Origin of the sequence: Streptomyces sp. ALI-76-A (genome assembly GCF_030287445.1) — a bacterium.
Taxonomy (GTDB): domain Bacteria; phylum Actinomycetota; class Actinomycetes; order Streptomycetales; family Streptomycetaceae; genus Streptomyces.
In genome coordinates this window covers 1,500,166-1,520,985 of sequence record NZ_JASVWB010000002.1, presented here as the reverse complement: position 1 = coordinate 1,520,985, position 20,820 = coordinate 1,500,166, and the positions used below count along the sequence as shown (strand labels likewise).

The following is a 20,820-nucleotide window of genomic DNA, read 5'->3' as shown; positions in this document are numbered from 1 at the left end:
GACGCCTTCCTGACGGCGTCCGGCACGGGGAGCGTAGTCAACGTTGCCGGAAAGCGGCAATGCGGAACGCGGGGCGACGAGGGCACCATGGTCGCGGGGAGCCGCAGGACACCGGGCCGGGCCGCCGATCGGCCACGGCACCGGTGTCCTGCACACCGCAGGCGGACGTCAGGGCGCGAAGGTCGCCCCGCGCGCGGTACGCACCACCGTGTCGCCGTCCGCCCGGGTGAGCAGCCCGGCCGACACCCACGCGTCCACCGTGGCCCGTACCCGCGAGACCAGCGCGTCCTTGCCGGCGAACGGGGCGCCGGCCCAGATCTCGTCCAGCAGGGTCGTCCCGTCGGCCTTCGCGGGGTTGGCGACGCCGGAGTCGGTCGTCCCGAGGACCACCCGCGGCTCGGACCGCCGGAAGTAGGCGTGCGTGGGGTCCTCGGTCCCCTCGAAGAACGGGGCGAACTCCGTGCCGTCCAGGGTGAAGTGGAGGGGCTTGCCGCTCACCGGGGTGAGCGAGGGCAGCAGGTCGCCGGAGAGGCCGGCGTTGCGGTACAGGCCGAACCTCAGGTGCTCCGTGGCCGGGTCGCGGGCCACGAGGTTGACCGGGCCGTGGAAGAGGGTCTGCAACGACGGGTCGTCGAGGGCCTTCTCCACCCGCAGCCGGAAGGGCATCGTGACGCGGACCGTGTCGCCGGCGCGCCACCTGCGGGAGACGGTGAAGTAGCTCCCGGGCCGCGGAGTGCCGGACACCGCACGGCCGTTGACCGTCACGCGGAACCCGGCGTCCGCCCAGGACGGCACCCGCAGCCGCAGCGCGAAGGCGGCGCTGCGGCCTTGGAGGGTGAGCGTGCTGCCCTGCTCCCGCGGGTAGTCGGTGCGCTGGGTGACCGTGACGCCCTTCTCCGCCCAGGTCAGTTCCGAGGGGCTGTAGAGGTTGACGTACAGGGCGCTGCCGTCGGCCTTCTTGAAGTACACCGAGTCCTGGTACTTCGTGGCGCTCTCCATGCCGGTGCCCTCGCAGCAGGTGGTGCCCTGCTTGGGCGTGTAGTCCCGGACATGGCCCGGCGTCAGCCCGATGAAGTACGTGACGAGCGGCTTCTCCGCGTCCGGCCGGTCCTGCTTGGAGCCGAGCACCTGGTTGTAGAGCGCCCGCTCGTAGTAGTCCATGTACTTCGGGGACTGCTCGTGGAAGAACAGCATCCGGCTCAGCTTCAGCAGGTTGTACGCGCAACAGGTCTCCGCGGTCGTCGCGCTGATCGTGCCCGCGATCACGCCGGACGCCTTCCAGAACTCCGCGGTGCTGGTGCCGCCGATGCCGTACATGCGTCCCGGTACGACCATGCCCCAGAAGTTCCTCGCGGCGGTGAGGTAGCGCTCCTCGCCCGTGGCGTCGTACAGCCGCACCAGCCCGGTGAAGACCGGGATGTGCTGGTTGGCGTGCAGCCCGTCGAGGATGTCGGTGTTCGCCGCGCAGGCGTCGATGAGCTGGTCGAGGTCGAACAGCCTGGCCAGCGCGAGGTGTTCGGCCTTGCCGGTGAGTGTGTGCAGGTCGACGATCGCCTCGACGATGCCGCCGAACTCGCCGCTGGAGAAGATGCCCCACATCCGCTGGAGAGTCGCGTCGGGCAGCTTCGACAGCCGGGAGTACATCCAGTCGCACATCCCGGACGCCAGGTCGAGCGCCCGCGCGTCGTCGGTGGCGCTGTAGGCGTCCAGCAGGCCCCTGAGGATCTTGTGCGCGGTGTAGTAGGGCGCCCAGACCTTCGTGTAGTCGGGGCCGGTCCTCGACTCCAGGTCGATGAACTGCGTCTCCGGGTACGCGGCCAGGAACCCGGGGTGGCTGGGCGCGCCCCAGGTGCGGCGCAGGGTGGCGGTCAGGCCCCGGCCGGAGGCGTCCGCGAAGGCCGAGCCGGTGCTCTCGTCGAAGGCGTACGACGCGAGGTCCCCGCGTCCGGCGGCGGTGTCGGCGGCCCGGGCGTCCTGGAGGGCGCCGATCTCCGCGGCGGTCAGGGCGCGCGACCAGACGTCGAACTCGTCGAAGGCGCCCGCGAAGACGGGGTCGGAGGCGTAGTTGGAGCGGCCCAGCCAGTTGTGGGCGAGGGAGCCGAGGGCCGCCGGGGTGAGGGACATCGACGTGTTCCGGGCGACGGCGGTGCCGTCGACGTACAGGGTGCCGGTACCGTCCGCGAGTGTCACCGCCAGGTGGCTCCACTCGTTCAGCGGCAGCGCGGCGGTGCCGTCGAGGCCCTGTTCGCCGCCCGGTCCGCTCGTGGTGACGGCGAAGCGGGGCACGCCGTTCGCGTTGCGGGCGGCCAGGTACAGGTAGCGGGTGGTGTCGTCGCCGAAGTCGAAGATCCGGGCCCAGGCGGCGTCATGGGTGGGCTTCACCCAGGCCGACAGGGTGAGGGACGCGGCGCCGTCGAGGACGCCGGCGGGGAGATCGACGTACTGGCAGGAGCCGCGCACGTTCTCCGCCGCGGTCCCGAACCTTCCGGTGACGCTGAGGATCCGGGGTTCGTGCCGGAGCGCCTCGCGCACCTCGGTCAGCGCCTCGATCATGGTGCGGGTCCGGTCGACGAACACCTGCTCGCCGGTGCCGGCATAGGCCTGCGCCAGCATGGTGAGGAAGTGGCCGGTGTAGTGGCCCCGGAGGTTGCCGTTGGCCTCCCCGTCCAGGCCCTCCCAGCCGCCGGGCGCGACGGCTCCGCCCGTGGAAAGACCGGCGTTGGCCCGGAAGACCTGGAGCAGCCGGTGCACGTCGTAGCCGCGCGCGTGGTCGAGCATCAGCTGCCGCTTGTCGCGGAACAGCCCTGGCCCGAGCGTCACCTGGTCGAGGTCGAACGGTTGTACCGGCCACACGGATGGTGCCTCCGAAGCCGCGGCGACGGCCCGGCCGCTCGCCGCGTACGAGATCGCCGGCGTCACGGCGGTGAGCGCCGCGGCCTGGAAAAGGTGCCGTCTGGAGAGGGGCGGTGCCATGGGTACGCCTCCACGAGTCCACTGCTACGGATGCTCGACCTGAGTGTTCGGTATGTCGATCAGCGTGCGGGTAGTCGACCGAACGATAGGGAGGGGACGCGAGAGCGTCAACGGGGTGGGAGTGCCGAGTTCCGGCCGATCACCTGGCGGTTCGCAGCAGCCAGTCGTACGCGGACCGTGCCGTGAAGTCGGCCTGGCCCCCGGGCAGGAGCAGATCCGCCGTGGCGAACTCCGGGGCGCCGGCCTGTGCGGCGACGTAGGGGATCGCGACGCAGCGCATCCCGGCCGCGTGGGCGGCGGCGGCGCCCGGGGCGGCGTCCTCCAGGACCACGCAGTCGGCCGGCGCCGCCCCGAGCCGGCGGGCCGCCTCCAGGAACACGTCGGGGGCGGGCTTGCCCCGGGCGACCTCGTCGGCCGACACGGCGGTGCGCAGGAACGCGTCCAGGCCCGTGCCGGCCAGGACCGCGTCGATGGCCTCGGGCGACGAACCCGAGGCCACGGCCATCGGCACGTCCTCCGTCGCCAGCAGCTCCACGAACGTGCGCATCTCGGGGTAGGCGGGAGTGGAGGCGCGGGCCAGCTCGAGGTAGAGCCGGTTCTTCTCGGCGAAGAGCGCGTCGACGGAGGTCCGCAGGCCGTACTGGTCCTTCCAGACGGCGACCGTCTCCAGCGTGCTGATGCCGACGAACCGCTCGTGATCCGACCACGTGTAGTCCGCGACGCCGTGGGCGGCCAGGACCCGCCGGCCCGCTTCGTAGTAGTTCGGCTCGCTGTCCACGAGCGTGCCGTCCAGATCGAAGAGGACCGTGGTGTCACCGAGGCTGCTCATGCCCCCAGGATGTCAAAGGTCAGGTCCGGGCGGCCCGCCCGATCGACTCCACCAGCGGCAGCAGCCGGTACGGGACACGCTCGCGCAGGGCCACCTCCGTCCGGGTGCGGACGACTCCCGGAAGGCTGATCAACTTCTGGATCACGTCCTCCAGGTGCGCGTTGTCCCGCGCCACGACCCGCGTCAGCAGATCGCCGCCGCCCGTGATCGAGAACGTCTCGACGATCTCCGGTACGGCGGCCAGCGCGTCGCCCACGTCGTCCAGGTGTCCCTGGGTGACCTCGATGTGCACGAACGCCAGCACCGGGTGGCCCAGCGCGGCGGGGGAGAGGACCGGACCCGTGCCGGTGATCACCCCGTCCCGCTCCATGCGGTCCAGGCGGGCCTGCAGCGTGCCGCGGGCGACGCCGAGGAGGCGGGCGTACTCGCGCACGCTCGTGCGGGGCCGCTCCAGCAGAAGCCGCAGGATGCGGGTGTCGAGCTCGTCCACGGCCATGGCGTGTCGTCCTCCTCGTAGATGGTCCGTTGGCTCGCCACTGGACGAGCCGGAGTGCTTATGGCTGTACCAATGGTCCAGCATTCCGGGCGCCGCTTGAGCCAGATGGCACACGGATGCTGTGATGAGCCCGTCGATGGCGCTGCGGATCCCGCGGCGCCTTTCTCATGCCGAGGCCAGGGAGCGGGAAGCAGTGCTGAAGAGGGTGTTCGTGGCGCCGGACCCGGGACGGGTACGGCTGCGGTTCGCCGTGCGGGCCGTGCTCGGCATCGCCGCGGCGGTCGTCGTGTGCGGGCTGGCCGGGCTCCCGCTCGTCGCCGCCGTCACCGGCGGGCTCGCCGCGCTGCTCGCCCTGTTCACCGTGACGGACGCCACCGTCCGCGGCCAGGCCGTCACCACCGCGCTGCTGCCCGCCGTCGGCCTGCCCGTGCTCGCCGCCGCAGCCGAACTGCACGATCACCCCGTCGCCCGCGACCTCGCCTTCCTCGCCCTCGTCGGCGCGGGCGTGTACGTGCGGCGCTGGGGCCCGCGCGGGCACAGCCTGGGCGTGTTCGCCTTCATGACCTTCTTCGTGGCGCAGTTCCTGCACGCCACCACGGACCAGCTGCCCGAGCTGTACGCGGCCGTCCTGCTGTCGGTCCTCGTCGCGGCGGCCGTCCGCTTCGGCCTGTGGTGCTACGAGCGCCGACTGCCCCCGGCTCCCGTCCCCGCGCCGCCGGGCGGCACCGGCCTCGCCCGCGTCACCACCCGCCAGGCCGTCCAGGCGACCGCCGGCGCGGGCTTCGCCCTGGTCGTGGGCCAGTTGGTGTCCGGACAGCGCTGGTACTGGGCCGTCGGCGCCACCTGGTGGATCTTCGTCAACACGACCTCGCGCGGCGAGACCCTGGTCCGCGGCTTCCGCCGGGTCCTCGGGACGGTCATCGGCATCGCTCTCGGTCTGCTCGTCGCCGTCCCGCTCGCCGGGGCGCCGGCACCGACGGCCGTGATCCTCGCCGCCTGCGTCTTCGGCATCTTCTACACGGCCGCCGTTTCCTACACCTGGATGATGCTCTGCGTGACCCTGCTCGCCGAACTGCTCTACGGCCTGCTGGGCGTCCTGGATCCCGGCCTGCTGGTCCTGCGGTTCGCGGAGACCGGCGTGGGCGCGCTCGGGGCGGTGCTCGCGGTGCTCTTCGTCCTGCCCGTCACCACGCACGCCGTCACCGACGCCTGGATCCAGCGGGCGCTGCACTGCGTCCGCGTCTGCACCGCCGAGGCGGGCGCCCGCCTGGCCGGCTCCGCGCATGCCGACCCGGCGTCCCGCGTGGCCGAACTGGAGCAGCTCCTCGGCCGGGTACGGCTGTCCGTCGCCCCGCTGGTGCACCCCCTGAACCCGATGCTGGGCCGCAAGCGGCGCGCCCGCCGGGTCCTGGCCCTGCTCGACGACTGCGCCCGCGAGATCCGTGGCCTGGTCGCCGTCGTCACCGACCCGGAGGCCTCCCACGACACCCGCCTGACCGCCGCCTGCCACCGCGTCGAGGCGACCGTGCAGGCGCTGACGGACGGTTCGGCGGCCGGTGGTGCGGTGCGGAGCGCCGGACCCGGTGCGGACGCCGTGGGCGCCGGCCTGGCGGATGGAGAGGCCAGGGGCGGTGCGCTCGCGGCTCGCGGGGTCAGCGATGGCGCGCTCTCCGCTCGCGGGGGCAGCGGCGGCTCGCTCACCGGCCCCGGCGGCGGTCCCGGGAGCCCGTGGGGGGAGAGCGCCACGCCCGTCCTGCCACAGCCTCCCGCCGAGGCACCCGCGCTGGCGCACCTGTACGGCCTGGAGCGCGCCCTCGCTGAACTGGCCTCGCCGTTGCGGGCGCCCTCGGGCTCACCGCTCGTAGGCGCCTGAGCCTGGGCCGCTGCCCGGGGCGGGACCGGCAAGGCGGCCGGGCCGAGCGGCGCCGACGGTCCGGGGCGACACATCGGTGAATCGGCAGGTCTGCACACCAGACTGCCAGGGAGAAGATCGACCGCCTCACGCCCCCGCCGGTGCTTCGTCGCGCCGACGTGGCATGCCGGTCTGGGGGTTGCCCGCCCCGTGCCGCCCACAGGCCGCCAGGCGCGGTTCGGCCCCGCACCTGCCCCTGAAGCCCACGCCCGAGGCCAGGACGACCAAACAGGCCGCCCGAGGAGCTTGCCACGCCGGCACACGCCCTCGCCCCGCTTCGAAGCGCCGACGCCGCCTTCGCCGAGCCCCGGCGACAGGCCAACATGACAACCAACAGGCCGACAGGCGCGGCCCGGCCCACGTCCGCCATGTCCCTGTACACACACCGCCAGGAGCCGTGTCCCGCCTGTCTCGAGTCGCGACGGAACGCCGCACCCTGGTCTAGACCTTGCCGGTTCGACTGCTACCGTCACCCCACGGCACGGACCGAGAGGGGACTGCGGTGGCACACGGCGGCAGGCGGGGACGGCGGGCCTTCATCGGGTCCTTCACGGCGGCCGGAGGCCCCGGCATCGTGACGGCGGCGGTGGCAGAGGACGGCGGCGGGCTGACGTTGCTGAGCAGTCTGGACGGGTTGCCCGACCCGGCCTACCTGACCCTCGCACCGGACGGCGGCACGCTCTACGCGGTCAGCGAGACGGCCGAGGGCGCGGTGGCCGCGTACCGGGTGACCGGCGACAAGCCCGAGCCGGCCGGCCCGCCGGTGTCCGTCGACGCGAACGGCCCCACCCACCTCGCCGTCCACGCGGGCCACGTCCTGACCGCCAACTACGGCTCCGGCAGCGTCACCGCCGTGCCGCTGCGCCCGGACGGCACCCTCGCGGACGCCCCGTCCGGCGTGCTCCGGCACACCGGCTCGGGCCCGCACACGGCGCGCCAGCAAGGCCCGCACGCCCACCAGGTCCAGCCCGACCCGAGCGGCCGCTGGGCCGTCAGCGTCGACCTGGGCACGGACTCGGTGCGGGTGTGCGCGCTCACCGACGGCGGCCTGACGCTGCACCGGGAGACCGCCCTGCGCCCCGGCTCCGGCCCCCGCCACCTGGCCTTCCACCCGGGCGGCTCGTACGTCTACGTCGTCAACGAACTCACCCCGACCGTGACCGTCTGCCGCTGGGACGCCGTGGACGCCACGCTGACGCCGCTGGCCGAGACACCGGTCCTGCCCGGCGCCCCGGCCGGTGACGCCTACCCCTCGGGCATCGTCACCTCACCGGACGGACGCTTCGTGTGGACCGCCACCCGGGGCGAGGACGTCCTGTCCGCGTTCGCGGTCGAGGGAGAGGGACTGCGGCTGCTCGGCACGGTGCCCTGCGGCGGCCGCTGGCCGCGGGCGCTCGCCGAGGCGGACGGGTACCTCTACGTCGCCAACGAGCGCTCCGGCGACGTCGCCTGGTTCACCGTCGACGCCGCGACCGGCCTGCCGCGTCCCGGTGGCCGCCTAGAGGTGACCGCGGCGTCCTGCGTGGTCATCGGCTGAACCGCCCCGCCCGCACGGCGAAGGGCCCGCTCCGGTGCGGAGAGGGCCCTTTCGCCGTACGAACGTGCGGTGCGCGTCAGCGGACCGGCGCGCCCTGCGGCTGCGGCGGGGCGATGCCCAGCGCGGTCGTGTACTTGGCCAGGGCGAGCTTGCCGATCGCCGGGTACGGGCCGAGTGCCTCGGCGGCGGAGCAGCCCGCCTCCCTGGCCGCCTCCTCGATCAGCCCGGAGTCGATCTCCGGCCCTATCAGGTACGGCGCGAGTGCCAGGTGCTGCGAGCCGGAGGAGCGGAGCTGCTCGGCCACGGACGCGATCGAGCCGTCCTGGTCGAGCGCCGCCGCCATCACCGGCACGGCGAGGCGCGCGGCGAGCAGCATGCCGGTGATCCCGGCCGCCTGCACGGCCTCCTCGCCGCCCACGGAGGCCAGGATGATGCCGTCCGCGGCGGTCGCCACGGTGAACAGCCGGGCGCGGTCGGCGCGGGCCAGCCCGGCCTCCGACAGCCGCACGTGCAGCGCCTCGGCGAGCAGCGGGTGCGGCCCCAGCACGTCGGTCAGGTCGGCCGCCACCCGGCTCTCCATCACGGCCTGGCGGACCCGGCGCAGCAGTGCGCCGTCCGGCCCGGCCAGCAGCGGCACGACGACCGCCACCGGGCCGTCGGGCTCCTTGACGGCCAGTCCGGCGGCCTTGGCCTGCTCGTAGCGCGCGGTGCGCTCCTCCGCTGCGTACGCCAGCACGGCCTGCAGGGTGGGGAACTCCGCGTCGTCCCCGTCCAGGTAGCCGATCCGGGCGTCGAGACCGGGAAGCTCGGAGCGCGCGATGCTCACGACCTCGTCGGCGAGGGCGCGCGTGGCGACACCCGGGGTGCCCGGAACCGCGAGGACGAGCGAGGGCGCGCCCTCGGGAGCCGCCAGCGGCTCGGGTCGGCGGTGCCGCCCGGGCTGGCGAGGTCGCGGCATTCGTACTGGCAGGCCGGACGCGGGCCCAGTGGGGGAGCTCATGGCGTCGCATGTTACTGGCTTCCTGGGCTCCCCTGTTCGGGGAGGGTGCAGGTGAGCGGTATCCGTCCGGTTTTGTCTGATGAGTTACGTACGGATCAGAACTGATCAGCGGTTCTTCCGGCTGCCCCACCGCCCGTCGCGGTCACTACGGAGAGCAGCACCGCGTCACCCGGCAGGGTGAGCGAACCGGTGGCCAGACCCGTCGCGATCCGGACCGAGCCGCGCAACGGATCCCCCTCGGCCGCCACCCGCCGCGCGTGCGGCAGCCGCCTCGCCAACGCCTGTTCCAGCGGGACGACGAGCGGGTCGCCCAGCTTGAACAGCCCGCCGGTGAGGGCGATCAGGGGCTCGCCGTCGGGCGGGCAGACGGCGGCCGCGGAGTCGGCCATGTGGCGGGCCGCGGAGCGCAGGATCCCCGCGGCGACGGGGTCGTCGGCGGCGCAGGCGGCCACCTGGGGGGCGAAGGACGCGAGGACGGCGGCACGGTCCGCACGCGGATACACCTTGGCGGGGACCTCCAGCGCGGGGCCGAACACCTCCTGGGCGCACACCAGCAGTCGTGCCGAGCCGGCCTCCCGCCCGTCGTGGGCACGGAGCGCCGCCTCCAGCCCGGCCCGCCCGATCCAGGCGCCGCCCCCGCAGTCGCCGAGGAGATGCCCCCAGCCGTCCGCCCGGTGCCAGTGCGTCAGGTCCGTGCCGATCGCGATCAGACCGGTACCGGCCGCGACGACCGCCCCGGGCCGCGCGCCCAGGGCTCCGACGTAGGCGGTGACCGCGTCGGCGACGAGTGCGACCGTACGGACCCCGAACTCCCGCGCCAGGGCGCCGGGGAGCTCCGCCCGCAGCGCCTCGCCCAGGGTGGCGAGGCCGGCGGCACCGACCACCGCCGTGTCCAGCCCGTCGACCCCCGACTCGGGGAGCGCCGCGCGGACCAGGGGCACCAGTTGTTCCATGAAGTGCACCGGGTCGATGCCGCCTGCCCCCGTGCGCACCGGTTCCCGGGACTCCCGGCCGGCCCGCCCGGCGCCCTGGACGGCGCCGACGACGACGCGGAGGCCGGAGCCGCCGGAGTCGACGGCGAGGAAGCCGTCCCCCGCACCGGTCACGACAGGCGCCGGTCCACCGGCTGTCCGCCCTGCCCGATCAGCAGGTCGTCGGCCCGGCGGAAGGGACGCGAGCCGAAGAAGCCGCGGCCGGCCGGCATCGGGGAGGGGCACGAGGACTTCACCGACGGCAGCTTGCCGAGGAGCGGACGGAGGCTGCGGGCGTCGCGGCCCCACAGGCGACGAGAGGCCGGCGCGGCGTGATGACCATGGCGGTGTGGCTTGCTCATGGGATGCAACAGGCTCCTCTCCTTCCCGGGGCTGCGCGATCCGCTGGACCGGCTCGATGGCCTCGATGAGGAGGAAGAGTAGCGCTGTGGGCGGCGTCCGGGTGTGGGGGACTTCTGTGTTTGTGCGGGGGCGGTTGTGTGCCAGTAGGGTGACGCGCTGTGGCACCACGACCCTTGTATGAACTTGTTGAAGCGGGCTGGGCGAAGGCCCTGGAACCTGCGGCCGAACGTATCGCCGCGATGGGGGACTTCCTGCGGGCGGAGATAGCGGCCGGCCGGACGTACCTTCCGGCTGGGGCGAATGTCCTGCGGGCCTTCCAGCAGCCCTTCGACGACGTTCGCGTCCTGATCGTCGGCCAGGATCCCTACCCGACGCCGGGGATGGCGATCGGGCTGAGTTTCGCGGTGGCGCCTGAGGTGCGTTCGTTGCCGGGCAGTCTGGAGAACATCTTCCGGGAGATGCACTCCGACCTGGGGCTGCCCAGGCCCTCCAACGGGGATCTGACGCCGTGGACCGAGCAGGGTGTGCTGCTGCTCAACAGGGCGCTGACGACGGCGCCGCGCAGTCCGGGGGCGCACCGGGGGAAGGGCTGGGAGGAGGTCACCGAGCAGGCGATCCGCGCGCTGGCGGCCCGCGGCAAGCCACTCGTGTCGATCCTGTGGGGCCGCGACGCCCGCAATCTGCGTCCGCTGCTCGGGGAGCTTCCCGCGATCGAGTCCGCCCATCCGTCGCCGATGTCGGCGGACCGCGGGTTCTTCGGCTCCCGTCCGTTCAGCCGGGCCAACGACCTGCTGGTCGAACAGGGTGCCCAGCCGGTCGACTGGCGCCTGCCCTAGGTGTTCTGTCCCGGGAGGTTGTGGACGAGGGAGCCAGATCTCGGCTGAGGGATCTTGAAATGAGTGAGGGCCTTCCGGTTCGGTGTGGATTGCGACGTCTACACCAACAGAAAGGCCCTCGTGCCCCACCGTAATGCACCCCTGACCGAGACCGGCCGTCTGCGTCTGGCCCGCTGCGTGGTCGAGGACGGCTGGACCCTGCGCAGGGCCGCCGAACGCTTCCAGGTCTCGCCGACCACCGCCCAGCGGTGGGCCGACCGCTACCGTCGATCCGGTGAGGCAGGCATGAGCGACCGCTCCAGCCGCCCGCGCACCAGCCCGCGCCGGATGCCGACCCGCATCGAGCGGCGGATCATCAAGGTCCGCGTTCTGCGCCGCTGGGGACCGGCCCGCATCGCCTATCTGCTGCGGTTGAACCCGTCCACGGTGCACCGGGTCCTGGCCCGCTACAAGCTGGCCCGTCTCGCTCATCTCGACCGCGCTACCGGGCGGGTGATCCGCCGCTACGAACGGTCAGCGCCGGGCGAGTTGGTGCACGTGGACATCAAGAAGCTCGGCAACATCCCCGACGGCGGCGGCCACAAGACCCTGGGCCGCCAGGCCGGCCGCAAGACCCGCTCCGGCGTCGGTTACAGCTACCTGCACAACGCCGTCGACGATCACTCCCGCCTCGCCTACAGCGAGATCCACGCAGACGAGAAGAAGGAAACCGCAACCGCCTTCTGGGGCCGGGCCCAGACGTTCTTCGCCCAGGCCGGGATCACCGTCCAGCGGGTGCTGACCGACAACGGCTCCTGCTACCGCTCACGCGACTGGCGCGAAGCCCTTGCCACAGCCGGGATCACCCACAAGCGAACCCGCCCCTACCGGCCGCAGACGAACGGCAAGGTCGAGCGCTTCAACCGCACCCTGCTGGACGAGTGGGCCTACGCCCGCCCCTACCGCACAGAGACTGAACGACGCGACGCATACCCCGGCTGGCTGCACACCTACAATCACCACCGCGGACACACCGCGCTGAAAGGCCAACCACCCGCCAGCCGCGTCCCCAACCTCACGGGTCAGTACACCTAGGGCACGTCCGTCGCAACGGCAGAGTCTCGTTGCCGAGTGGGAGCAGGTTCTTCCTCCAGCGGCGTCGGCCGGCATCCGCGACCTTGCTGGGGAACTGCGGGGCACGATCTCGCTGCCGCGGCAGGTGATCGAGAACGGGCAGTTGGCCTGGGAGAAGGCCCACCGCGCGGTCGGCGCGGTCAGGGCCCGCAAGGAGCAGGGCGAGCCGGCGCCGCGAGGCCCCGTGTGCCGCGTGCCGCCCGCTCGGCGTCGCGCTTGGCGACCTCCTCGCGGACGATCGGGATCACGTACCGGCCGCGCAGTCGATCGCGTCACCAGCAGGTCGTAGCCACGGGCGTGTTTCCTGCCGTGGTCACCCGCACCTCACCTCCGTCCTCCTGGTGACGCTCCGTGCTGTCGGGGTCCTGACCGACGATCAGGACCCGCACCTCGTCGAAGGGCTGCTGGAAGGCCCGCAGGACGTTCGGTCCGGCCGGGAGGCAGGTGCGTCCGGAGGCGATCTCCGCGCGCAGGAAGTCGCGCGTCCGGGCGATCGGGCCGGCGACGGGTTCGAATGCCTTGGCTCAGCCCGGTTCGACGATCTCACGCAACGGTCGTGGAGCCACAGGCGTCCCCCACTGCCGTACGGGCACCGGAGATCAACCGTGGCCAAGGCTGTCCTCCCCGCTGGTCCGTGACCCCCTCCGGCTCATCCGACCACCGCGGCCCGCACACACAGCACGTCCGGCAGGTGCGAGGCCAACTGCCGCCAGCTGTCGCCGTCGTCGGCCGACGCGAACACCTCGCCGTTGCGGTTGCCGAAGTACACGCCGGCCGGGTCGGCGTCGTCGGTGCACAGCGCGTCCCGCAGCACCGTGCCGTAGTGGTCCTCCTGGGGCAGGCCCGCGGACAGCGGCTGCCAGCTCTTGCCCGCGTCCGCCGTCCGGAAGACCCGGCACCGCCGGTCGGCGGGCACTCTGTCCGCGTCGGCGTTGATCGGGAACACGTACGCCGTGTCGCCGCGGCGGGGGTGCGTCGCGACGGCGAAGCCGAACGTGGAGGGCAGGCCCTCACCGATGTCCGTCCAGTGCGCACCCGTGTCGTCGCTGCGGTACACACCCCAGTGGTTCTGCAGATACAGCCGGTCCGGGTTCGCCGCGTCCCGCGCGACCTTGTGCACGCACTGGCCGAACTCGGGGTCCGGATCCGGCAGGAAGACCGCGGAGACACCGGAGTTGGACGGCTCCCAGCTCGCTCCGCCGTCCTGCGTACGGAACACGCCGGCCGTCGACACGGCCACCGTCACCGCGTGCGGATCCCGCTTGTCGGTGAGCACGGTGTGCAGGCCCTCGCCGCCGCCGCCCGGCACCCATCGGGAGCGGGTGGGGTGCTCCCACAGGGGGCGGACCAGCTGGAAGCTCTCGCCGCGGTCCTCGGAGCGGTACAGCGCGGCCGGTTCAGTGCCCGCGTACACCACGTCCGGCTCCGCGGCCGCCGGGTGGAGCTGCCAGACCCGCTCCAGCGAGGCCTCCGTGTCCGGCGGGAACTTGACGGCCGGCTGCGCCGGTTCGGTCCAGGTCCGGCCCAGGTCGTCCGAGTGGAACACGGAGGGGCCCCAGTGCGCGCTGTCGCCGCCGACCAGCAGCCGCGGACGGTCCCCGCGGGTGTCGATGGCGACCGAGTACACCGCCTGCGCGTTGAAGTAGGGGCTTTCGTCGAACTCCCAGGCCGCGCCCCTCCTGCGCCCGATGAACAGGCCTTTGCGTGTGCCCACGGCGAGCAGTACTTCGGTCATGCCGGTCACCTCCGCGACGTCTTTGTCCCAGACACCCGCCAGTCTGCACCCCACCACTGACAGTCACCCCCGCAGACGGTATCGCCGCAGGTCAGAACGGCGATGGCGGTCGATCGGAGGAAGTGGCGGGCCGATCCGGGCACGATGCGGCGCGAGTGCCGGGAGCCGGCGTCCGCCGAGCCGGGAAACCCGCCGTGAGCATCCGGGACGCGGCTCCCGTATGGGAAGGCGGTCCGGCAGGTCCGTGTGCTCGTGAGGAGGATGCCTTCGATGGCGTTCCGTGGTCCGAAGGTGTGGCTGTGGCGCTGGCGGCGCAATCCGCTCAAGCGCCGCGCCGACAGGGTGGAGGCCTGGGTCGTGCTCGGTGCCTGGGCGCTCACCGTGCTGGCCGGCGTACTCGCCGGTCTGGGGGCGGCCCGGACCGTCGAGCACGGGCTGGCCCGGGAGCGCGTCGAGTGGCGTCCCGTCGCGGCTCACCTCACCGAGCGGGCGCCGGGAACGGCGGTCGCGCACTCCCGTACGTCCAGCGGCGAGCGAGTGTGGGCCGAGGTCCGCTGGACCGTGCCGGACGGCTCCACGCACACCGGCCAGGCCCGGGTCGACCCCGGCAGCCCTCCCGGCACTCCGGTCACCATCTGGACGGATCCGGAGGGCGCACTGGTGACGAAGCCCGCCACCGCCGCCCAGGCCCGTCTGCGGGCCGCCCTGACCGGTGGCCTGATCGGTGTCGGCGCCGGGGCGCTGCCCTTCGTCGGCGGCCGGGTCCTGCGCGGCCGCCTGGAGCGCGGCCGCATGGACCAGTGGGACGCCGAGTGGGCCCGCTTCGGCCCGCTGTGGGGCCGCACGACGGGCTGAGGACAGGGAGACCCCACCGCCGCCTCTCCGCTGAACACGACCGAGCCCCGCCGCAGTGCGGCCACACCGGCCACCGCACGTCCCGGCGGCAGCCCCGGGACCTCGGCGCCGCCCGGGGGCGGGGGCGCGTAGGGACGTGCGCATGGCACCGGCAAGCGAACACGCGCGGGCGGGGAGGTAGCCCACCGGACCTCGTCGGAGGGCCGCGGTCACGGACCTGACACCGGTGGGGCGGGCAGCCTGGCGGGCCGGGCGGCCGGTGAGCCGAGCCGGTAGCCGGTGAGCCTGGCCGGTCTGGCGCCCCGGGCCGTCGGGCGGAGGCGGGCCGAGCCGCGCGTCGGGCGGGATCAGTGCGGGCGGAGGACGCCCCGGTCAGCCGGTGAGCCTGGCCGGTGGCCCTGTGCAGCCCCCACCCCGACACGCCGACGCGCTCCACACCCCGGACAAGGCCGCCCCCTCCTCCACGCCCCGGACAGGGCGGCCCCTCCACACCCCGGACAGGGCGACCCCCTCTGCGCCCCGGCACGGCGGCCGTACGAAGCGCCGTGGGGACGCTTCGTACGGCCGGGTGGTCAGGGCGCGGGCGGGACTACCTGTAGGTGATGTCCGAGGTGCTGTACAGGCAGTTCTTGCTGTCGGGGCCCGTCCCGACGGCGGTGGTGTTGTTGTACTTCTGGCAGGGCACGACCTTGCGGCCGGCGTCGTTGAGGATCGTGATGCCCCGCAGCGTGGCCACGTCGTTGCGGTTGACGTTGATGCCGACGAGCCGTGCGGTGGAGCCCGTTCCGGTCACCTCGATGTTGCTGAGGTTGACCTTGCGGGTGTACTGCGTGGAGCAGTCGCCGCAGGAGCGGTACAACGTCTTGAACTCGCTGACGGCGAAGTTGGAGATGTTCACGGTGCCGGGCCCGTTGTGCTGGAACACCTTGTCGGCGGCCTTCTTGGCGCCGCCGCCGGTGACGGTGTAGGTGGAGCCGCCACGGAAGGTCGCGGCGTCCTCGCCGACGTCCTCCCACCAGACGTTCTGCAGGGTGCAGTTGCCCTCGCAGTGGATGCCGTCGGCGCCGGGCGCGCCGATGATGACGTTCTTCAGCGTGGCGCCGGCCGCGAGCCTGAAGATCGGGTCCTGGCCCTCCTCCTGGCCGTCGCCGGCCAGGTTGCCGCTGCCGTAGTACCGCACCATGCCGCCGTCCCGGACGCCCGACACCGAGATGGTCGAGCTGACGCCCTGGCTGCTGGAGGGCGTCGGCCAGGTCGCCGCGCTCGCCGTGGGCGCGTTGAATGTCATGATCATGACACCCGAGAGGCCGAGTGCGGTCAGTGAGCCGGTCAGTGCGCGTCCGCGGACGCGCGGTTGTGCTGCAGAAGTCATGTCCCGATTCCTTCTGTGCGGGGGGAGTTGATCAGATTTTCCCGGCGCCCGCGCCGCTGGTCACCGAGGTGACGACGGACGAGGCGGGCTCGGCGGTGTAGCCGTAGGGAGCGGTGGTGAACGTGCCGACCCGCGAGACCTCGGTGGCGGCTCCACCCAGGTCGTTGCCGCGCAGGTTGGCGAATCCGTCGACGTCACTGCTGCGGTTCGTGGTGACCGCGATCTTCGTCGAGCGGAAGACATTGTTCTCGACCAGCATCTGCGCGCCCATGCGGGAGTGCACGGCCGTGTCGGCGCCGACGACGTAGTTGTCGTAGAAGTGCCCGGTGCCGAAGCGCAGGCTGGGGATGCGCGAGAAGACGTTGCTGAAGTGGTTGTGGTGGTACGTCACCTTCAGGTGCCCGGTGTCCTCGCCCGCGTTGTTGTCGCTGTGACCGACGAGCGAGCCCTTGAAATGGTCCTTGAAGGTGTTCCAGGACACCGTGACGTTGTCGGATCCGTGGTTGATGTCCAGCAGGCCGTCGTAGTGGTCCTTGTCGTGGTCCCGGTCGGCCGAGAAGGAGTTGTGGTCGATCCACACCTTCGTCGACGTCTCGACCGTGACGCCGTCGGAGGGCGCGAGCGGCTTGCTGATGTTCAGGTTGCGGATGACGACGTTGCTGACGTTCTTCAGCCGCAGTCCGCCCCCGGTGAACCCGGACGACGAACCGACGCCCAGGACCGTGGTGTTGGAGCCGACGTCGACCTGACCGCTCAGCGAGATCAGGCCGTTGACCCTGACGACCTTGGCCGAGTTGCCGGTGACCGCCGTCCTGAAGGCGCTCAGTGTCGAGACGGTGACCGCCGAAGCGCCGCCGCCACCGGTCGTGCCGGCGCCGAAACCGATGGGGGAGGTCTCGGCGGCCCCGGCCGGCCGCGGGACGGCGAGCACGGCCACCGTCGCGAGCACGGCCGCGCCGGCATGCCAGTGCGGATCTTCGCGCCTGTCTACGTGGGGGGAGAGTACGCATGCGGGGTGCGTCCCTTCAGCGGTGCCTGACCGGTCAAGTATGTGATTGCCGTCCGCTTACCTGATCGCCTCGGGCGAGCAGGGTGGCGGTGTGGGGGTGTGGTGGTGCGGGTGGGTCACACTGCTGAACGGAACGTAGGCGGCAAGCGCTTTCTAGTCAACGCTTCGCGCAGAACACATTCGGTCGACCCCGGGGGGTGGATGACCGAATTCTTTCGGCGTGTGGGAGCGCTTCCATGACGGCCATGTGCATGCCACGATGCTCGGCGGACGATCCCGTACCGAGAGGGGTGAGCCGATGGTGACTCCGCTGATGCGAACGTTCATCAGTGGGCTGGTCCTGGTGTTACCGGCCGATACCGGATCGGCGGCAGCGGCACGTATCTCCTGCTCGTCGAGGCGCCGGCCACCACGTCCGACTGGCGGCGCCGCCTCCGGGCCTGGACCGCCGACAGCCCGGGCGGCAGCTGAAAGCCGCTCGCGGACACCGAGGCGAACGCCTGCGTCCGGGCGGACAACGTGACGTTCCACGTCGTTCAGCCCGCCTGGACCATGGGCTTCAGCCATGGCGAGCTGATCCGGGACGGCGGGACGGCGTCGACCAGACCCTCACGATCGACCCGTGTCGACCGAGGTTCTGCTACCAGGGCATGGACCCGGCAGCGGGCGGCGAGTACGCGCAACCGCCGTGGCGTCTCGCCCTGTGACCCGGACAGACTCCTCCCGCTGACCGGCCGGCACTGACCGGCCACGCTGACGGAACTCCGTACCACGTCCCCAGAGCACTCCAGTACCACGTCCCCAGAGCAGCGACCAGAAAGGGACCAGGACGTGTCCTCCTCTCCCCGCAACACCGCCGGGCGACCGCTGAGTTCGGTGCGTTCGGTGCTCGTGGCGCTGCTAGGAGCGCTGGTGCCGCTGCTCGCGGCCACCGTCCTCACCGCGCCGGCGGCCACGGCCCGCTCTCAGCAGGTCGCCGCGGTGCCCCCCGCGACGCTCACCGAGGTCACCGGGTTCGGCAGCAACCCCAGCAACCTCCAGATGTACCTGTACGTGCCGGAGAGCGTCACCGCGCGCCCGGCGGTCGTGGTGGCCGTGCACTACTGCACCGGCTCCGGACCGGCCATGTACACCAACACCGAGTGGGCCTCGCTGGCCGACCGCTACGGGTTCGTGGTCGTCTATCCCTCGGTCACCCGCGCCAGCAAGTGCTTCGACGTCGCCTCCCCGCAGGCGCTGAAACGGGACGGCGGCAGCGACCCCGTCGGCATCAAGTCCATGGTCGACTGGGTCACCCGCACCTACTCCGCCGACCCGGGCAGGATCTTCGCCACCGGCATCTCCTCCGGCGCGATGATGACGAACGTCCTGCTGGGCGACTATCCGGACGTGTTCGCGGCCGGCGCCGCCTTCTCCGGCGTACCGTTCGGCTGCTTCGCCACCACCGACGGCTCCGAGTGGAACAGCGCGTGCGCGAACGGCACGGTGACCCGCACCCCCGAGGCGTGGGGCGACCTGGTCCGCGCCGCCCACCCGGGCTACACCGGCCCCCGGCCGCGGATGCAGCTGTGGCACGGCACCGAGGACGACGTGCTGCGCTACCCCAACTTCGGGGAGGAGATCAAGCAGTGGACGAACGTGCTCGGCGTCGGTCAGACCCCTTCCGCCACCGACTCGCCCGTCTCCGGGTGGATCCGCACCCGCTACGGGTCCACCGGTGACCGCGCCCCCGTCGAGGCGATCAGCCTCCAGGGTGTCGGCCACAACCTCTACAGCAACGGCATGGCGTCCCACGCCCTGAGGTTCTTCGGCCTCGACAGCTCGGGGCCCGCGCCGCAGCCACAGCCCGGGGCCTGCAAGGTGACGGCGGGCACGAGTGCCTGGAGCACGGGCCTGACCGGCTCGGTGACCCTCACCAACACCGGCACGACCGCGGTCAACGGCTGGCGGCTCGCCTTCACCCTGCCCGCCGGCCAGACCGTCACCAACGGCTGGGGAGCCACGTACGCACCGGCGTCCGGGACCGTGACGGCGACGAACGCGTCGTACAACGGGACGATCGCGCCGAACGCGAGCGTGAGCATCGGGTATCAGGCGAGCCATGGGGGCGACAGCGGGCCACCGACCGGGTTCACGCTCAACGGGACGGCGTGCGCGACGGGTTGAGCTACCCCGTGACGGGGCGGGGCGTGCGCGGTGCCGCTCAGACCGACCGGTGGTACTGGTCCGGCACGTGCACGTCCGCGCCCAGTTCCCGGGCCGCCTGCCGCGCCCAGGAGGGGTTGCGGAGCAGTTCGCGGCCCAGCAGGACGGCGTCGGCCTCGGCGTTGGACAGGATCTTCCCGGCCTGTCCGGTGTCGGTGATGAGGCCGACCGCGGCGACCGGAAGCGTGGTCTCGGCCTTGACGCGGGCGGCGAAGGGCACCTGGTAGCCGGGGCCGGTCGGGATGTGGACGCCGGAGGCGTTGCCGCCGGTGGAGACGTCGAGCAGGTCGATGCCGTGGGCCTGGAGGTCGCGGGCGAAGCGGACCGTGTCGTCGGCGGTCCAGCCGCCGTCCTCCAGCCAGTCGGTCGCCGAGATGCGGAAGAACAGCGGCTTGTCGTCCGGCCACACCTCGCGCACCGCGTCGACCACTTCGAGAGCGAAGCGGGTGCGGTTCTCGTACGAGCCGCCGTACGCGTCGGTGCGGTGGTTGGAGTGCGGGGAGAGGAACTCGTTGATCAGGTAGCCGTGCGCGCCGTGGATCTCGGCGACCTCGAAGCCGGCGGCGAGCGCGCGCCGCGCCGCGTCCGCGAACTGGCCGACCACCTCACCGATCTGGCTGATCGTCAGTTCGGTGGGAACCGGGTGCCGTTCGTCGTAGGCGAGCGCGCTCGGCGCCACCGGCTGCCAGCCGTACGCCTCCGGGCCGACCGGAGCGCCGCCCGTCCAGGGCCGGTCGGTCGAGGCCTTGCGGCCCGCGTGCGCGAGCTGGATGCCGGGCACCGTGCCCTGGGACACCAGGAACCGCGTGATCCGGCGGAACGCCTCGACCTGGGTGTCGTTCCAGATGCCGAGGTCGTACGGGGAGATCCGGCCCTCGGGGCTGACGCCGGTCGCCTCGACGATGATCAGCCCCGTGCCGCCGGCCGCGCGCGCCGCGTAGTGCGCGAAGTGCCAGTCGTTCGGGGCGCCGGTGTCCGGTCCTTCCGGGGCCGCCGAGTACTGGCACATCGGGGGCATCCAGACCCGGTTGGGGACGGTCACGTCACGCAGGCTGAGAGGCTGGAAAAGGGTGCTCATGGGGAGCTGCTCCGATGGTCGCGGGCCGATGGGCGACTCGTACGATAACCATCGTAGTACGCCGAGTGTCAAACTACGAGGGATCTCGTACCATGGGGGTCCCCGAAGCAAGTGGAGTCGCCGTGACCTCCCCCGTCGTCAGCAACCGCGACCTCCCGCACCCGGCGCGCGAGGAGATCCGGCTCGAAGCCGTGCTGCACGCGCTCTCCGACCCCATGAGGCTGCGGATCGTGCGGGAGCTCGCCGCCGACGGCGACGAGCTGTCCTGTTCGCACTTCGACCTCCCCGTCACCAAGTCCACCACCACGCACCACTTCCGGGTGCTGCGCGAGGCCGGCGTGGTCCGGCAGGTCTACCGGGGTACCGCCAAGATGAACGGCCTGCGCCGGGAGGACCTGGACCACCTCTTCCCGGGACTGGTCGACGTCCTCCTCGACGCCGCCACCCGGCAGGCCGTCCGCCTCGGCGGCGCCTGAGGCCGCCTTCGCCGGCAACGGCACCGTACGACGAGGTGTGACAGTTTGTTGATGTCCGCG

At 72.5% G+C, this 20,820-nt stretch carries 17 protein-coding genes and 3 pseudogenes; 8 read left to right on the top strand and 12 right to left on the bottom strand.

The annotated features are described in order from the left end of the window. Positions 1 to 168: 168 nt before the first annotated feature. From QQS16_RS07805 to QQS16_RS07795, 3 genes are all read right to left on the bottom strand, one after another. Entirely contained in the window at positions 169 to 2,973 is a 2,805-nt protein-coding gene (locus tag QQS16_RS07805; protein ID WP_286060884.1) for a beta-L-arabinofuranosidase domain-containing protein, read from the bottom strand. A 139-nt stretch (positions 2,974 to 3,112) separates the two neighbouring features. Continuing rightward, a complete protein-coding gene (locus tag QQS16_RS07800; protein WP_286060883.1) occupies positions 3,113 to 3,802 on the bottom strand; it encodes an HAD family hydrolase in 690 nt (229 codons plus the stop codon). A 19-nt stretch (positions 3,803 to 3,821) separates the two neighbouring features. After that, on the bottom strand, positions 3,822 to 4,298 hold the full coding sequence (locus QQS16_RS07795) for an Lrp/AsnC family transcriptional regulator (RefSeq protein WP_286060882.1): 477 nt from the start codon (positions 4,296 to 4,298) through the stop codon (positions 3,822 to 3,824). A gap of 193 nt (positions 4,299 to 4,491) precedes the next feature. Between QQS16_RS07795 and QQS16_RS07790 the strand changes: the two genes are divergently transcribed. Together QQS16_RS07790 and QQS16_RS07785 are read left to right on the top strand one after the other, a co-directional pair. After that, a complete protein-coding gene (locus QQS16_RS07790; RefSeq protein WP_502963892.1) occupies positions 4,492 to 6,171 on the top strand; it encodes an FUSC family protein in 1,680 nt (559 codons plus the stop codon). Between the two features lie 541 nt (positions 6,172 to 6,712). Beyond that, positions 6,713 to 7,747: a lactonase family protein gene (locus QQS16_RS07785; RefSeq protein WP_286060881.1), complete on the top strand. Its 1,035-nt coding sequence runs from the start codon at positions 6,713 to 6,715 to the stop codon at positions 7,745 to 7,747. Between the two features lie 76 nt (positions 7,748 to 7,823). On the opposite strand, the gene QQS16_RS07780 is transcribed toward QQS16_RS07785, so the two are convergent. The 3 genes and pseudogenes from QQS16_RS07780 to QQS16_RS07770 form a co-directional block, all read right to left on the bottom strand. Then, complete coding sequence (locus QQS16_RS07780) at positions 7,824 to 8,747, bottom strand: sirohydrochlorin chelatase (RefSeq protein ID WP_286060880.1); 924 nt, start codon at positions 8,745 to 8,747, stop codon at positions 7,824 to 7,826. Positions 8,748 to 8,842: 95 nt separating this feature from the next. After that, positions 8,843 to 9,853, bottom strand: a complete 1,011-nt coding sequence (locus tag QQS16_RS07775) for an N-acetylglucosamine kinase (protein WP_286060879.1) — start codon at positions 9,851 to 9,853, stop codon at positions 8,843 to 8,845. After that, positions 9,850 to 10,029 (bottom strand): annotated as a pseudogene (locus QQS16_RS07770) (uracil-DNA glycosylase); the annotation flags it as partial. The gene QQS16_RS07775 and the pseudogene QQS16_RS07770, both read right to left, overlap by 4 nt. A 210-nt stretch (positions 10,030 to 10,239) precedes the next feature. Here QQS16_RS07770 and QQS16_RS07765 point away from each other — a divergent pair. Together QQS16_RS07765 and QQS16_RS07760 are read left to right on the top strand one after the other, a co-directional pair. Continuing rightward, positions 10,240 to 10,917, top strand: coding sequence for a uracil-DNA glycosylase (locus QQS16_RS07765; protein ID WP_286060878.1), 678 nt, complete (start codon positions 10,240 to 10,242; stop codon positions 10,915 to 10,917). Between the two features lie 120 nt (positions 10,918 to 11,037). Further along, positions 11,038 to 11,991 (top strand): IS481 family transposase, encoded by a 954-nt coding sequence (locus tag QQS16_RS07760; RefSeq protein ID WP_286060349.1) that lies wholly within the window; start codon positions 11,038 to 11,040, stop codon positions 11,989 to 11,991. Positions 11,992 to 12,170: 179 nt separating this feature from the next. Here the strand turns inward: QQS16_RS07760 and QQS16_RS43915 are convergent. The 3 genes and pseudogenes from QQS16_RS43915 to QQS16_RS07750 form a co-directional block, all read right to left on the bottom strand. Then, positions 12,171 to 12,327, bottom strand: a pseudogene (locus tag QQS16_RS43915) (LLM class flavin-dependent oxidoreductase); the annotation flags it as partial. A 44-nt stretch (positions 12,328 to 12,371) separates the two neighbouring features. Further along, positions 12,372 to 12,524: pseudogene (locus QQS16_RS07755) on the bottom strand (uracil-DNA glycosylase); the annotation flags it as partial. Between the two features lie 155 nt (positions 12,525 to 12,679). Next, positions 12,680 to 13,765 carry a WD40/YVTN/BNR-like repeat-containing protein gene (locus QQS16_RS07750; protein ID WP_286060877.1) on the bottom strand — a complete coding sequence of 362 codons (1,086 nt, stop codon included), beginning with the start codon at positions 13,763 to 13,765 and terminating at the stop codon, positions 12,680 to 12,682. A 270-nt stretch (positions 13,766 to 14,035) separates the two neighbouring features. Here QQS16_RS07750 and QQS16_RS07745 point away from each other — a divergent pair, with 270 nt between their 5' ends. Then, on the top strand, positions 14,036 to 14,620 hold the full coding sequence (locus QQS16_RS07745) for an Rv1733c family protein (protein WP_286060876.1): 585 nt from the start codon (positions 14,036 to 14,038) through the stop codon (positions 14,618 to 14,620). Between the two features lie 589 nt (positions 14,621 to 15,209). Here the strand turns inward: QQS16_RS07745 and QQS16_RS07740 are convergent. Both QQS16_RS07740 and QQS16_RS07735 read right to left on the bottom strand, forming a co-directional pair. Continuing rightward, a complete protein-coding gene (locus tag QQS16_RS07740) occupies positions 15,210 to 15,992 on the bottom strand; it encodes a pectate lyase (RefSeq protein WP_286060875.1) in 783 nt (260 codons plus the stop codon). 31 nt (positions 15,993 to 16,023) lie between these two features. Then, positions 16,024 to 16,941 (bottom strand): pectate lyase family protein, encoded by a 918-nt coding sequence (locus QQS16_RS07735; protein WP_502963774.1) that lies wholly within the window; start codon positions 16,939 to 16,941, stop codon positions 16,024 to 16,026. Between the two features lie 389 nt (positions 16,942 to 17,330). On the opposite strand from QQS16_RS07735, the gene QQS16_RS43910 reads away from it, so the two are divergent. After that, a complete protein-coding gene (locus QQS16_RS43910) occupies positions 17,331 to 17,708 on the top strand; it encodes a non-reducing end alpha-L-arabinofuranosidase family hydrolase (protein WP_502963773.1) in 378 nt (125 codons plus the stop codon). A gap of 124 nt (positions 17,709 to 17,832) precedes the next feature. Next, entirely contained in the window at positions 17,833 to 19,167 is a 1,335-nt protein-coding gene (locus QQS16_RS07730) for an extracellular catalytic domain type 1 short-chain-length polyhydroxyalkanoate depolymerase (RefSeq protein ID WP_286060874.1), read from the top strand. Between the two features lie 37 nt (positions 19,168 to 19,204). Here QQS16_RS07730 and QQS16_RS07725 read toward each other — a convergent pair whose 3' ends face one another. Beyond that, positions 19,205 to 20,284: an NADH:flavin oxidoreductase/NADH oxidase gene (locus tag QQS16_RS07725; protein WP_286060873.1), complete on the bottom strand. Its 1,080-nt coding sequence runs from the start codon at positions 20,282 to 20,284 to the stop codon at positions 19,205 to 19,207. A gap of 122 nt (positions 20,285 to 20,406) precedes the next feature. Here QQS16_RS07725 and QQS16_RS07720 point away from each other — a divergent pair, with 122 nt between their 5' ends. Further along, positions 20,407 to 20,760 carry an ArsR/SmtB family transcription factor gene (locus QQS16_RS07720; protein WP_286060872.1) on the top strand — a complete coding sequence of 118 codons (354 nt, stop codon included), beginning with the start codon at positions 20,407 to 20,409 and terminating at the stop codon, positions 20,758 to 20,760. Positions 20,761 to 20,820 lie beyond the last annotated feature (60 nt).

What these genes read in the sequence shown, in the direction of transcription:
- QQS16_RS07805 (WP_286060884.1), bottom strand. Translation starts at nt 2,973, where the DNA reads ATGGCACCGCCCCTCTCCAGACGGCACCTTTTCCAGGCCGCGGCGCTC.
- QQS16_RS07800 (WP_286060883.1), bottom strand. Translation starts at nt 3,802, where the DNA reads ATGAGCAGCCTCGGTGACACCACGGTCCTCTTCGATCTGGACGGCACG.
- QQS16_RS07795 (WP_286060882.1), bottom strand. Translation starts at nt 4,298, where the DNA reads ATGGCCGTGGACGAGCTCGACACCCGCATCCTGCGGCTTCTGCTGGAG.
- QQS16_RS07780 (WP_286060880.1), bottom strand. Translation starts at nt 8,747, where the DNA reads ATGAGCTCCCCCACTGGGCCCGCGTCCGGCCTGCCAGTACGAATGCCG.
- QQS16_RS07750 (WP_286060877.1), bottom strand. Translation starts at nt 13,765, where the DNA reads ATGACCGAAGTACTGCTCGCCGTGGGCACACGCAAAGGCCTGTTCATC.
- QQS16_RS07745 (WP_286060876.1), top strand. Translation starts at nt 14,036, where the DNA reads ATGGCGTTCCGTGGTCCGAAGGTGTGGCTGTGGCGCTGGCGGCGCAAT.
- QQS16_RS07740 (WP_286060875.1), bottom strand. Translation starts at nt 15,992, where the DNA reads ATGACTTCTGCAGCACAACCGCGCGTCCGCGGACGCGCACTGACCGGC.
- QQS16_RS07725 (WP_286060873.1), bottom strand. Translation starts at nt 20,284, where the DNA reads ATGAGCACCCTTTTCCAGCCTCTCAGCCTGCGTGACGTGACCGTCCCC.